The organism is Paenibacillus allorhizoplanae (assembly GCF_927798215.1).
Lineage (GTDB): Bacteria > Bacillota > Bacilli > Paenibacillales > NBRC-103111 > Paenibacillus_E > Paenibacillus_E allorhizoplanae.
Genome location: NZ_CAKMMW010000002.1, coordinates 1 through 13,060, shown reverse-complemented (window position 1 = coordinate 13,060; position 13,060 = coordinate 1). Strand labels below are relative to the sequence as shown.

Sequence of the window (13,060 nt, the reverse complement as noted above, 5' to 3'; positions counted from 1 at the left end):
TCGCAGACTAAGCTTTTTTATTAACTAACAGCGATTTGTTCTTGAGTCGAGTCTTGCTGCATGAGTGGTTTGCTTTTCGTTCTGTACACGCCAAGCATTAATCCTGTTCCTAGCGCTGTGCATTCGAGTGGATGTTCCGCGATATGTACTGCAACCCCAGTTTCCGCACGAATACGTTCATCGATTCCCTCAAGCAATGCACCGCCTCCACAAAGCAAGATGCCTTGTTCCATGACATCGCCCGCCAGCTCTGGTGGACAAAGCTCTAACGTTGCTCTGATCGCCTCGATCAAGGCATCCAAGAATTCATTAACCACCGTATAGATTTCACTTGAGACCAAGCGGATAGAGCGAGGTAATCCATGAACCAAATCACGTCCACGGATCTCTATAGAGCGTTCTTCCGCTGAAAGGGTGGCAGTTCCGATTTGCATTTTTATAAGCTCCGCGGTTCGTTCACCGATTTCCATGTTATATTGACGTTTCACATAATCCATAATATCGCGATCGATCGAAAGGCCACCTCGGTTGATCGTATGACTTGCGACGATGCCACCAAGTGACAATACGGCTACTTGACAGGTTCCGCCACCAATATCGAGGACTAGATGACCGATAGGTTCGTCTAGCATAAGTCCAGCGCCAAGCGCCGCTGCGATAGGTTCTTCGATTGCAATCGCTTTTTTGGCACCCCGATGAACGATGGTTTCTTCAATCGCTCGTTTTTGCACGTTCGTAATGCCACACGGCACCGTAATGTAAATTTGCGAACTACGAAGAAAAGAAGGTCTACCTTGAATTTTTTTTATAAAATAGTTCAGCATCGTGCTGGTCTTGTCAAAATTAGCGATGACACCATGTATTAATGGATACGTGATATCCACATGCGCAGGCGCTCGTCCAATCATCGCTTGCGCTTCGGATCCTGCAGCTATTAATTCACCTGTTTGGTGATCAAATGCGACGACGGAGGGTTCATTCAGCACAATACCTTTACCCTTTTCGAAAATAACGGTGTTGGAAGTACCTAAATCTATCCCAAATAACTTATCGAACTGTTTGAACATTACTTGTTTCCTCCTTTGAATTATAATCAGGCTTGGTGGGGAGGTGGCATTCACGTCTGTATAGTATTCTTGTTCAGTTGTCGATTTAAGGGGGCTGACGACAAAGGAAATATTTATAAGACAACGAATAGTTAACTAATCCCACTTAAGGAGATCATTCAACTTAGGTGTTTGTATGCAAACAACGAGAAATATAATTCGACATGGAGGATAAAATGAGCGTCTGATACATTTGATTCGTGAAGCAGAAAAAACAGATCGAGATCAACTATTCGGACTCTATCGGTTCAATTAGCAAGGGATTTAAAAAATATTTATTAATGAATCAGCACAAATCCATGAAGGAGTAGAGGGACAAACGATGCGTGTAAACATACAAACAGTTATCGATGCGTTAATCTCCCCGGTCGCAAGGCTTGAGCAAACTGTCGATACCCTGAAGTTTGGTCATCCTGACACCGAGGTGACCGGTATTGTGACGGCCTTCATGCCGACACAATTTGTTATTGAGCAAGCGATTAGCCTGGGAGCGAATCTTATTATTGCACACGAAGCACCCTTTTTTTCGCACCATGATGATACGTCCAAACTAAAAGACGATCCTGTCTATGAGGATAAGCGTCGACTTCTGGAATCATCGGGTATTGCGTTATTTCGATTCCACGATTACTTGCACCGCTATACACCAGATGGTGTCATGGAAGGATTGATTCAGACTCTCGATTGGATGCCTTACGTACAAGAGCATCATCCTGCATACTCTATCGTGCATATCCCCACTGAAACCGTATTCAATATCGCAGAGCATGTGAAGAAACGCCTTGGAATTAGCTTCGTACGCGCACATGGCGATCGTGAACTGCTGTGTTCAAAAATCGGCCTACTAGCAGGTTATCGTGGTGGTAGTCAGAATGCGCTTCCACTATTTGAAAGAGAGCAACTTGACCTAATTATTTATGGGGAAGGTCCTGAATGGGAAACGCCTGAATATGTAAGGGATGCTGTCTATCAAGGAAGACATAAGGCATTAATCGTGCTTGGTCATGCGGAGAGTGAAGAGCCTGGAATGGAATTCCTGGCAAATAAACTAAGAAACATATATCCAGAGATTCCTCTTCACTATGTGAAAGAAAGACCGGTTTTTCAAGTATTATAAGCAGAGCGAAGTCTTTGTTTCGAAAAGGAAAGGAGGATGCAAGTGGTACAAGAAGTTGTCATCGTAGCTTATAATTCAGATTGGATCCAAGAGTTCGAGAGTGAGAAAAAGAAGATATCGCAAATGTTACCGAGCAATGCCATTCAAATCGAGCATATCGGAAGCACCTCAATCATGGGGATGCCTTCCAAGCCGATCCTAGATATCGCGATTAGTGTGAAGAATCTGGACGAAACAGACCTGTTTGTAGAACCATTAAGAACACTAGAGTATGTATATGTTCCCAACTTAGAATTTCCCAATCGTAGGTTTTTTCGTAAGGGGGAGCGGAAGAAGGGCACACATCACCTTCATGTTTATGAACAAAGTAGTGATGAATGGCGCAATAATCTTCTATTCAGGAATTATCTTAGAAGCCATCCTGAGCAAGCAGCAGCTTATGCCGAGCTCAAAAAGCATCTTGCTTCCATGTATGTTGAAGATAGAGCGACGTATACGCAAATGAAAGCACCATTCATCCAATCTATGATTGAATTGGCCCAAAAAGAGTAGAGCATATCCTTACATGATCACACCTTATAACGGAGTTGATTTCATATGCCTGTATACAATTTAGCCTGTGATGTAAATAATCCACAAAAAGGACTACAACTATCCGACATTCCTGCACACGACCCTTTCGTTTTTGCCGATAAGGATAATGGCGTATATTATTTGTACACGGGAGGGTCTCCAAAGTTACATGGGATGGAAGGGTATGGTGTCCTCACGTATAAAAGCACGAATTTATCCGAATGGGAAGGTCCCTATATCGTATTCACCGTTCCTGAAGGATGTTGGGCTCATCCGCAGCATGGCGCTTGGGCACCAGAAGTGCATGCGTACAAGGGGCGCTTCTATCTGTTCGTCACCTTACATAATAATGACAGACAATTAGATGGAGAACCGATTCAAGGGTATTCCAAGCATTGGAGAGGGTCCGTAATTGCCGTTAGTGATTTACTGGAAGGGCCTTTTCAATTGTTAAATGACGAATCCCATGTTCTTCCAGAAACGATGATGACACTTGACGGAACTTTATATGTGGATGATGATGAAATACCTTGGATGGTATATTGTCATGAGTGGATTCAAACCATTGATGGTACGATTGAAGCTGTGCGGTTGAAGGACGATCTATCTGAAGCAGTTGGCGAACCGATTCATTTGTTCAACGGCTCGGAAGCGCTTTGGGATAACGAAGAGGCACTCCCCGAAGGCGACATTCGTGTTTATGTCACGGACGGTTGTCAATTGTATCGTACTTCAGGTGGTCAGTTGATAATGCTTTGGTCCAGTTATCAGGCAGGCAATTATGTGCAAACCATCGCCCGGTCGATTACCGGTTATTTGCAAGGTCCATGGGAACAGCTTCCTCCACTTGTGAAGGAGGACAGTGGTCACGGGATGATGTTCCAGACATTTGAAGGAATCTGGATGCTGATCCTTCATCAACCTTTTCAAATGCCTAAATCAAGGTGCAAATTGTTCGAAATGGCAGACACAGGAGATAGCTTCAAAGTGGTTCGCCAATTAGATTAATACGAAGGAGATATCGTTATGATGAAACTACGTTGTGCGATACTAGATGATTACCAGCAAGTAGCACTGACCTCTGCGGATTGGTCGCAGATTATGGATAAGGTGGAGGTCACTCGGATCGATCGACATATCGACCACATCGATGAGCTGGTTGAACAGATCGCAGACTGCGAAATTATCGTCATTATGCGTGAACGGACTCCTTTCCGCGCGGAGTTGCTCGCAAGGCTTCCTAAGTTGAAGCTGCTTATTACGACGGGGATGCGCAATGCTTCTGTAGATATGACCGCCGCTGCATCGCAAGGCATTATCGTTTGCGGCACGGGAGGAGCTGGCAATGCAACAGCCGAACTCACGTGGGCACTGTTATTAGGCCTTGCGCGTAACATTGTCACGGAACACAATGCGGTTCGCAATGGACAATGGCAAAGTACGGTTGGCGCAGATCTGTACGGCAAGACGCTTGGTGTCATTGGACTTGGTAATTTGGGTACGAAGATTGCCAAGTTTGGCCAGGCATTCGGCATGGATGTGATAGCTTGGAGCCAAAATTTAACGAAAGAGCGGGCCGATGAGGTCGGTGTAGGACTTGCGGCTTCTAAAGAGGAACTGCTGGCGATCAGTGATTTTGTGTCTATTCATCTGGTATTAAGTGACCGTACAAGAGGGTTAATTCGTGCGGAAGACCTGAAGCGAATGCGGCCATCGGCCTATTTGATCAATACGTCTCGAGCTCCAATCGTGGATCAAGCCGCACTCGCGGAAGCCTTGCAGGGTGGATGGATCGCTGGAGCGGCGGTAGATGTGTTCGAAGTGGAACCATTGCCCAAGGATGATATCTATCGGTCACTCCCGAATCTACTCACAACCCCACATATTGGCTATGTAGCAAAAGCGAATTATGAAGCCTTTTACAAACAAGTGGTAGAAGATATTGAAGCCTATTTATCCGGAACACCGATTCGGAGGTTGAATTAATTAATCTGTGTAGTGTGTTGATAAAAGAAACAGAAAATGGAACCTGAGACTATGTCTCAGGTTTTTTACATACACATGCATTATGGCAAGATTTGCCCATGAAAAAGGAAATTCAGGAATTCTGTGGAAAAGGGTTGTATGACCAAGTTATAAGGAGTACACGATGAACCATTTAACAGAAACCTATGTGGACAGCCTGGCACTCAATAGCAGTGCAATCAAGAATGGCAAAGATTTGGTGAAGAAAAACAGCTTTCCGCTGCTCTGTCAGTCAGAAGATGGAACGATCATTTTTGGGGAGTGCAAGGGAAGCGGCAAGGATCCCTATCAATGTTCAGTCGATGTCATAAAAGAAGGCAATCCGGTCTTCCGGTGCACATGTCCAAGCCGACAATTCCCTTGCAAGCACAACCTCGGATTGATGTATGCATTCACCTCAGGTAAGACATTTACGATTGCCCCCATACCTCAAGATATTGCTGATAAGAGAGAAAAAGCTGAAAAACGGGAAGAGAAGCAAAAGGAAGCTACTGCCACTGATGCTCCTGCTCCTAAGCGTAAACCGAACAAGTCGTCGCTATTCAAAAAAATCACGGCACAGCTTGAGGGTATAAGTATAGCTGAGAAATTGATTCTCCAACTGGTTACTTCTGGGCTTGGCAGCTTGGATAAAAAAGCACTTCAAACGGCTGATGAGCAAGCGAAACAGTTAGGTAACTACTTCATTCCAGGCATCCAATCAGCACTTAGGGAGTTCATCCTGTTATTCAGAAGCGAGTTAGAACGAGAGAAAGTGTATCCGGTAAGCATTGAACAGCTTACAATCTTACATCCTTTGCTAAAGAAAAGTAAAGAGTACCTGAGCAGTCGATTGGAAAATCCGGAGATGACTATCGATGCAGTAACAACATTGGAAGAATGGATCGGACATGCCTGGCAAATCGCCGAGCTTAGAGAACTTTCCCGTGTACGCAACGACATTGATCTGCTGCAGTTATCGTTCCGATCATACTCGGACCCTGCGCGCGGTGAGTTCATCGATGAGGGGTATTGGGCTGATCTTCAAACTGGACAAATCCATATAACACGAACGTACAGACCTTTTCGAGCTGCCAAATATATTCGTGAAGAAGACTCTGTTTTTCAGGTCGTACATGCGAAAGAACTTGCTGTTTACCCTGGTGAACTGAACACAAGGGTGCGATTTGAGGAAGCGACATACCGGGAAGCGGGACCGCAAGATTTTCAGAACATCCGGCAAGCAGCTTCGAAATCATTCACAGATGTCATCAAACAAGTGAAAAATCTCATCAAAAACCCACTTTCTGACAAGCATCCGATTGTATTGCTTCGTTATGCAGAAATAAAAAAGACAGCAACTTGCTATGTATTAATAGATGAACAGGGTAAACAACTACCCCTTGCCAACATTCCGTATCTTCATGAAGCAACAACTTCCTTGATTACCATGTTAGCGAAACCTCATCTCGAGAATCAGGTAATGCTTGTCATGTTTGAACATAATTGGGCGAATAATCGGCTTGAAGCACAGCCACTGAGTATTATTTCTGCCAATGAAATCATTCGCCTGCTGTATTGATGAATAGAATTAGGAGACGATTCCATGAGTATAGACATATTGTTTGAGTTGCAGCATGAAGTGCGGCGTTTGTTTATCGCGGGGAGCGGGATGGCGGCGGGCGATCTACGTTTGCAGAAAATGCTTCCCCAATTAAACAAACTGGCCGAATCAGCACCGGTTTTTAAGCGAATCGCACAGTCAGTTAGCCTAGTTCTAGAAACGGAAACGAGCCATTCAGCTGAGAAGCTGTTGGAGCTGGGCATATTGCTGAACTCGGTCCTGTACACACAAGGGAAGACGGAGTCCCAAGATGAGCCCACCCCTGTATTGGCAGATGATATTGCAAGTACACCTCCCACAACGTTTCCTTATCGCAAAGTCTATCCGCTGATTGAAGCGTTGACGCAAAAGGGTCAAGGACGCATGGAGCAGCTGCGACTTGGTCAAGAAGAGTTGTTGTATCATGATCTGCGCGTAATTCCAGCAGCCGTTTCTGCATTAGAAGACAGCTATGCGGAGATCCCTGATTTTCTTCAAAATCAGGTAATACCAGAACTTGGAGCGGCAGCACTTCCTGCTCTGAAGCAGCAATTTATGTTGGAGGGTGGGAAAGGGGATGCTCGACGGCTGGAGCTTCTTCATCGTTTACAACCTGTACCAGATTTAGAACTGATTCTGCAAGCTGCAAAGGATGGGTCGACAGAAGTCCGCTCTATGGCCATTGAGCTGTTGAGTGACTTTCCAGAGCAAGAAGCTTTCATTTTGGAGCAGGCCGATGATAAGAAAAAGGAGATTCGTAGAGCCGCACTGTTCGCCTTGTCTCGTCTTGGAACAGAGGAAGCCATTGCTCGCTTATATAAAGCGCTAAATTCCAAGGATCAAGATATCGCCATTGAGCCGATCCAATTGTGTAAGGCAAATGAGCTGACACAAAGTATTATTGATCATGCCACTACGATGATTAACCACATTAACCTTCGCACGAATGTCGTGGAATCCACACAACAATTGATGGCCGATATCCGCAGTTTACATGGTAAAAGAGTGCCTGAAGTCGCTAACTTATTAGTGCATATGCTGGCTTCGCCCAGCTTTATCGTTCCAGAAACGGAAGCTCTACAAGAGGCAGCTGCGAATTTATTGCTGGAATTGGATCTGCCGGAATCGAATCAGTTCGCTGTAACCTTACACGAGGTCCACAACCGTAAATTCATTGCGTACAGCTTTAGAGCGGCGCTTCGAATACTCTCTCCTGCGGATATTTATGAGCGTTATTGCCATGATCTCAAAGACAAAAAATCAACAGCAGCCAAGGATTTACTTCGTGTTGTGTATGAAGTGACGCCATCGTTGCATGCACAATTGTATGCCAATGACGCAGTCGTTTCTTCCAAACTTTGGAAATGGGATCCTAGATGGATAAACCTCTTCATAAAATTAGATGAGGAAGAGCTGGTAGTCAGATTTGCTCAAGAATCAGACCCGAAAGTAACAGCTTATCTCGTTAAAAAGTGTGAAGAACATCCTAACTTTACGCAAACGAAAATATCACATTCCTTGCTGATCTTATTCCGTCAGAACGTTCCAGAGGCACCTGAACTTCTCATGAACCTACTGGAGAAAGGCGGAAACAAGCAGTTCTACTACTTGGATCGTATCCAACTGTTGCTGCTTACACTGCTGCCTAAGCCCTATGCGGAAAGACTGCGACAATTCGCAGAAGGCTTATCCTATCAGGGCATGAAAAGTCAATTGCTGGATATCGCTGATACCATTGCGGCAAAGCAGGAATTCGAGCCAGAAACCGTATCTGAAGATCGTTCAAATTATGTAGAGAAGGGACAGGGATTATGGGGATGGATCAAAAGCAAGATGTCGTAAGATTGCCCTCTGAGAGGCTATATGTTGAAGAATTAGAGGCATTGAAAGCGTTAGATCAGGATGCTAAACCTGCTGGCTGGCAGCTTTCACCGAAAGCCGTCCTTACTTTTCTAACAGGCGGACAAGTGAAAGGGATTAACATCACACCCAAATATATCGGGAATAAACGATTAGTGGAAATGGCAATCGCTACGCTATTAACCGATCGAGCCTTGATGTTAATTGGGGAACCAGGGACGGCGAAGTCGTGGCTTTCGGAGAATTTGACCGCTGCGATTACTGGGGATTCCGGAAAGGTCATCCAAGGTACAGCCGGTACGAGCGAGGAGCAAATCCGATATTCGTGGAATTATGCGATGTTGCTAGCACAAGGACCTTCTGATCAGGCCATTATTAAAAGCCCTATATTCCGCGCGATGGAATCTGGCCAAATTGCACGATTCGAAGAGATTTCCCGCTGTGCTTCGGAAGTACAGGATGCCTTAATCTCGATTCTATCGGAGAAAACCATTTCGATTCCGGAATTGGGTAGAGAGCTATTCGCGTCCAGAGGGTTCTCCATCATCGCGACGGCCAATACGCGTGACCGTGGTGTAAATGAGATGTCAGCGGCATTGAAGCGCCGCTTTAACATCATTGTGCTTCCGTCTCCATCGGAAATCGAGACGGAAGTAGAGATTGTTCGCAAGCGGGTCAGCGAAATCTCGGCCAGCTATGAACTGAAAGCGACGCTTCCGGACGAGGAAGCGGTGCGGAAGGTTGTGACGATTTTCCGCGAGCTGCGAAGTGGCATGACGCTTGACGGCAAAGAGAAGGTGAAAGGGCCGAGCGGAGTTATCTCGACAGCAGAAGCGATTTCACTGCTGACCGGCAGTATGGCCCTTGCCGGAAGCTTTGGCAGCGGACGCATCAGTGAGGAAGATATCGCAGCAGGGCTTCAAGGCGCAATTGTCAAGGACGAAGAGAAGGATCGCGTCGTCTGGAAGGAATATCTTGAAAATGTGATGAAAAAGCGAGGATCGACATGGAGAAATCTGTACTTCGCGTGTTCGGAGATGAACAATTAGGCACAAGTCCGGGGGTTCATGTATTTGGAATACGACATCTATCGCCTGCTGGGGCGCATCACCTTCTAGCTTTTTTAGAAGAGATACAGCCTACGATTGTCCTCATTGAAGGGCCTAGCGATGCAAGTCATTTGATTCGGGAGATGACATCGCTTGGTGTTGTGCCGCCGATTGCGATTCTAGCCTACACGGATGGGCTGCCGGTAAGGACACTCCTCTATCCGTATGCCAATTATTCGCCAGAGTATCAGGCTTTTGTATGGGCTAGCCATAACCAGGCGCAAGCTGCATTTATTGATTTGCCGTCTGTGCATGCTTTGGCGCTATATGAACAGCGGCAGCTTAAGCGAATTGCAACCGATTCTCAGTCGCAAGAAGCTGATGACTTTCACTTATATGCAAAGGAACAAAGCACGCTATATCAACGGATTGCTGAACTTTCCGAGGAGCCGGACTATGAGGCGTATTGGGAACGGCATTATGAACATAACTTGAATCATGATGCGTATCGGCAAAGTATTCATCAGTATTCCAAGCAAATGCGTGAGCTTACTTCAAGGCAAGAGCTGCATCTTGCCCCCCAGGAAGCCGCATATAATGAAATCCGAGAAGCGTATATGAGACGTAAAATTCAAGATGCCATAGCTGAGGGTCATGATCCTGACAAAATTGTTGTCGTCACTGGTGCACATCACGCCTCAGCGATGAATCTGCAAGCCCCTGCAATGACAGATGAAGAATTAAAGGACCTGCCGAAAACAACAACCAAGTTGACGCTGATGCCTTACTCCTACTATAAGCTATCTTCGCATTCCGGCTATGGTGCTGGGAATGAGGCGCCTGCTTATTTTGAATTGTTTTGGCAGTGTCTGCAAAGCGGCGATCTTCACAAGCTTCCTGCGCTCTATTTCTCCCAAGTAGCGGCTCATCTAAGAGCGCATGGCACTTATCGGTCGACCGCTTCGCTGATTGAGGCTGTAAGGCTTGCGGAGGCGCTTGCTTCCATGCATAATGGAAGCTTGCCGACCTGGAAAGACTTACGCGACGCGGCGATTGTCTGCCTTGGTTTTGGCGAGCTCTCAACGATTGCGGAGGCATTGGCAAGAACGGATATTGGCACGGCCATTGGTCGTTTGCCCGAAGGCGTTAGCCAAACACCAATTCAAGACGATTTGAATAGAGAGCTTAAGAGACTTAAGCTTGATAAGTATAAAACAGCGGTAGCTACGACGCTAGAGCTGGACTTGCGGGAAAACCGAAGAGTAAAGTCCGAGGAAGCTGCGTATCTGGACTTAAAACGTTCTATTCTTTTACAGAGATTGGAACTGCTAGGTATTCAGTTTGCCAGGAAAGAGCGTGTCCACCAAGCTTCCGCCTCTTGGGCAGAGAATTGGGTGCTCCGTTGGACACCAGAGAGCGAGATTCAGGCGGTTGAATCCACCTTGAAAGGGGAGACGATCGAGCTGGCAGCCGCTTTCGTGCTAAAGGAAAAGCTTGAGGCGTGTGCAGACATTACGGAAGCTTCACACATGATTCGTATTGCTTGCGATTGCAATTTAACGGAGCTCATGGATCAAGCCATAACCACGCTGCAAGGTCTTGCCGTAGACGCTGGTAACTTTGAACAGATAGCTGGCGCTGCTTATGAACTATCCGTTCTGATCCGATATGGATCTATTCGCCGCATTGAAACGGAAACGTTAGTTCCGCTGCTACAGCAACTATTCCTTCGGGGAACGCTGTTGCTTGTGGATGCTTGTGGCTGCAACGATGATGCCGCTGGGGGCATGGTGAGGGGAATTCAGTCGCTCCATACCGTTGCCCAAGAACATTATAACCAGGTCGATGACAGGTTATGGTTCAACAAACTGCAGGATTTGGCTTCACGCGATGATCGGAATGCGATGTTGTCAGGCTTCGCCTTCGCCATTCTGCTTGAACGTAATGAGATTGCGGATGAACAGGTCGAACGAGAGGTTTCGCGCCGACTGTCTCCTGGAATCCCCGTCGACCTAGGTGCAGGATGGTTCGAAGGGATGTCCATGCGTAACCGATATGCCCTATTATCAAGGGTAACACTGTGGCAACAACTCGATGCGTATATCGGATCGTTGGAGAAGGACGCCTTCCATCGCTCACTTGTCTTTCTGCGCCGAGCTTTTAGCTCATTCGAGCCTAGGGAGAAGGCGGCAGTGGCTGAAATGATGGGTGATATTTGGGGTGTTGGTGCAGATACAGCTGGTGCTGCTTTACAGCAACCTTTAAGCGAGGAAGAGAAGGAGAAGCTGGATGAGCTCAATGAATTTGATTTTGGGGATTTGTAGCCTATGACAACGATCAATCAAGAGCAAATGAAACGTTGGCGGTTGATATTAGGCGCAGCTTCCGAAGAGAAGTTGCAGTCATATGGTGCAGGAGAAGCTATGCTCGACGAAGAGTCTCGGCTAATGGATGAGGCACTTGCAGCCATTTATGATGACACAGGCGGCATCAGCGCAGAGGATGCCACCCAGAGTGGCAATTCACGTAAAGCAGCCGGACTAGGGCCATCGTCACCCAAGCTAGCCAAGTGGCTTGGCGATATCCGTACCTTTTTCCCGCCAGATGTTGTCTTTGTCATCCAGTCTGATGCCATCGAGCGCAAAGGCTTGAAACAGCTGCTCTTTGAGCCAGAACTGCTGTCTCAAGTTAAGCCTGACATTCAGATGGTGGCGACGTTAATGGCGCTCAAAGGGAAAATACCCGAGAAAACAAAAGAAACCGCGAGGCAGCTCGTCAAAGCGGTTGTCGATGAAATCGTGAAGCGACTTTCGCATGATTTACGAAGAGCCGTTACTGGTGCGCTTAACCGCAGGCAGCATTCACCACTGCCGTCTGCTTCTGGTTTGGACTGGAACACAACCATCCGTAAGAATTTGAAGAACTACAACCAAGAGAGAGGACTCTTGCTGCCAGATAAGGTATATTTCTTCGATCGTGCTAGGCGGAGCAAGGAGTGGACAGTCATCCTCGATATCGATCAGAGCGGTTCCATGGCGGGTTCCGTCATTTACGCTTCAATCATCGGTTCGATCTTCGCCAGTATGCCTGCGTTAGATACGCATGTGGTGGCTTTTGATACGGAGGTTGTGGATTTAAGCGAACAATGTGCAACCGATCCCGTAGATATGTTGTTTGGGATTCAGCTGGGCGGGGGGACCGATATTAACAAATCCCTCGCGTATTGTTCTTCTTTTATAGCAGAGCCGAAGAAAACGTTATTTATCTTGGTCTCGGATCTCTATGAGGGCGGCAACCGAACAGAGATGATCCAACGATTGATCGACATGCATCAATCCGGTGTGAAAACGATCTGTTTACTTGCTTTAACAGACCAAGGCGTGCCTTCTTACGACGATGTTGTTGCGAAAAAGCTGGCTCAGCAGGGCATTCCATGTTTTGGCTGTTCACCAGATAAGCTGCCTGAGTTGATTGAAGGTGCTTTGAAAGGGCAAGACCTTTCCGTGCTTGCCGAGCGTGTGAAGCAGGGGCAGAAGTAATAGAATCAGTAGAGTTAGCGGAGGTAGTATAGGTAACAGAAGTAACAGAAGTAACAGAGGTATTAACTGGAAAATATACAGCTATTTTTGTGAAATTTCCTCGAAAAATCGATTTAACTGTAAAACTGCAACTAGAATAAAAAGTGGACACCTCGTTAACAGATTTAAGATAATAGATACAACGAGGAGGTGTTCACAATGGGTGAACA

10 protein-coding genes are annotated in these 13,060 nt (G+C 46.4%); 9 read left to right on the top strand and 1 reads right to left on the bottom strand.

Annotation, left to right across the window (positions count from 1 at the left end; translation table 11 throughout):
• Positions 1–20: 20 nt before the first annotated feature.
• Positions 21–1,067, bottom strand: a complete 1,047-nt coding sequence (gene mreB / locus L6I86_RS02615; RefSeq protein WP_236284377.1) for a rod shape-determining protein — start codon at positions 1,065–1,067, stop codon at positions 21–23.
• 361 nt (positions 1,068–1,428) lie between these two features.
• Here mreB and L6I86_RS02610 point away from each other — a divergent pair, with 361 nt between their 5' ends.
• The 9 genes from L6I86_RS02610 (at position 1,429) to L6I86_RS02570 (ending at position 12,851) form a co-directional block, all read left to right on the top strand.
• Positions 1,429–2,223, top strand: coding sequence for a Nif3-like dinuclear metal center hexameric protein (locus L6I86_RS02610; RefSeq protein WP_236284376.1), 795 nt, complete (start codon positions 1,429–1,431; stop codon positions 2,221–2,223).
• 36 nt (positions 2,224–2,259) lie between these two features.
• On the top strand, positions 2,260–2,775 hold the full coding sequence (locus L6I86_RS02605) for a GrpB family protein (protein WP_236284375.1): 516 nt from the start codon (positions 2,260–2,262) through the stop codon (positions 2,773–2,775).
• A 45-nt stretch (positions 2,776–2,820) separates the two neighbouring features.
• Positions 2,821–3,804: a glycoside hydrolase family 43 protein gene (locus L6I86_RS02600; RefSeq protein ID WP_236284374.1), complete on the top strand. Its 984-nt coding sequence runs from the start codon at positions 2,821–2,823 to the stop codon at positions 3,802–3,804.
• An 18-nt stretch (positions 3,805–3,822) separates the two neighbouring features.
• Entirely contained in the window at positions 3,823–4,782 is a 960-nt protein-coding gene (locus L6I86_RS02595; RefSeq protein ID WP_236284373.1) for a D-2-hydroxyacid dehydrogenase family protein, read from the top strand.
• Positions 4,783–4,945: 163 nt separating this feature from the next.
• Positions 4,946–6,382 carry an SWIM zinc finger family protein gene (locus L6I86_RS02590; protein WP_236284372.1) on the top strand — a complete coding sequence of 479 codons (1,437 nt, stop codon included), beginning with the start codon at positions 4,946–4,948 and terminating at the stop codon, positions 6,380–6,382.
• A gap of 24 nt (positions 6,383–6,406) precedes the next feature.
• On the top strand, positions 6,407–8,245 hold the full coding sequence (locus tag L6I86_RS02585) for a HEAT repeat domain-containing protein (protein ID WP_236284371.1): 1,839 nt from the start codon (positions 6,407–6,409) through the stop codon (positions 8,243–8,245).
• Complete coding sequence (locus L6I86_RS02580; protein ID WP_236285624.1) at positions 8,221–9,312, top strand: ATP-binding protein; 1,092 nt, start codon at positions 8,221–8,223, stop codon at positions 9,310–9,312. Before L6I86_RS02585 ends, L6I86_RS02580 begins: the two co-directional genes overlap by 25 nt.
• Positions 9,270–11,636, top strand: coding sequence for a DUF5682 family protein (locus tag L6I86_RS02575; protein WP_236284370.1), 2,367 nt, complete (start codon positions 9,270–9,272; stop codon positions 11,634–11,636). The genes L6I86_RS02580 and L6I86_RS02575 overlap by 43 nt, the downstream gene beginning before the upstream one ends.
• 3 nt (positions 11,637–11,639) lie before the next feature.
• The gene (locus L6I86_RS02570; protein WP_236284369.1) at positions 11,640–12,851 is read left to right on the top strand and encodes a VWA domain-containing protein; all 1,212 of its coding nucleotides are present in this window, start codon (positions 11,640–11,642) and stop codon (positions 12,849–12,851) included.
• The last annotated feature ends 209 nt before the right edge of the window (positions 12,852–13,060 follow it).

Coding starts and splice junctions, on each gene's coding strand:
- L6I86_RS02600 (WP_236284374.1), top strand. CDS start 2,821: ATGCCTGTATACAATTTAGCCTGTGATGTAAATAATCCACAAAAAGGA.
- L6I86_RS02595 (WP_236284373.1), top strand. CDS start 3,823: ATGATGAAACTACGTTGTGCGATACTAGATGATTACCAGCAAGTAGCA.
- L6I86_RS02610 (WP_236284376.1), top strand. CDS start 1,429: ATGCGTGTAAACATACAAACAGTTATCGATGCGTTAATCTCCCCGGTC.
- L6I86_RS02580 (WP_236285624.1), top strand. CDS start 8,221: ATGGATCAAAAGCAAGATGTCGTAAGATTGCCCTCTGAGAGGCTATAT.
- L6I86_RS02585 (WP_236284371.1), top strand. CDS start 6,407: ATGAGTATAGACATATTGTTTGAGTTGCAGCATGAAGTGCGGCGTTTG.
- L6I86_RS02575 (WP_236284370.1), top strand. CDS start 9,270: ATGGAGAAATCTGTACTTCGCGTGTTCGGAGATGAACAATTAGGCACA.
- L6I86_RS02605 (WP_236284375.1), top strand. CDS start 2,260: ATGCAAGTGGTACAAGAAGTTGTCATCGTAGCTTATAATTCAGATTGG.
- L6I86_RS02570 (WP_236284369.1), top strand. CDS start 11,640: ATGACAACGATCAATCAAGAGCAAATGAAACGTTGGCGGTTGATATTA.
- mreB (WP_236284377.1), bottom strand. CDS start 1,067: ATGTTCAAACAGTTCGATAAGTTATTTGGGATAGATTTAGGTACTTCC.
- L6I86_RS02590 (WP_236284372.1), top strand. CDS start 4,946: ATGAACCATTTAACAGAAACCTATGTGGACAGCCTGGCACTCAATAGC.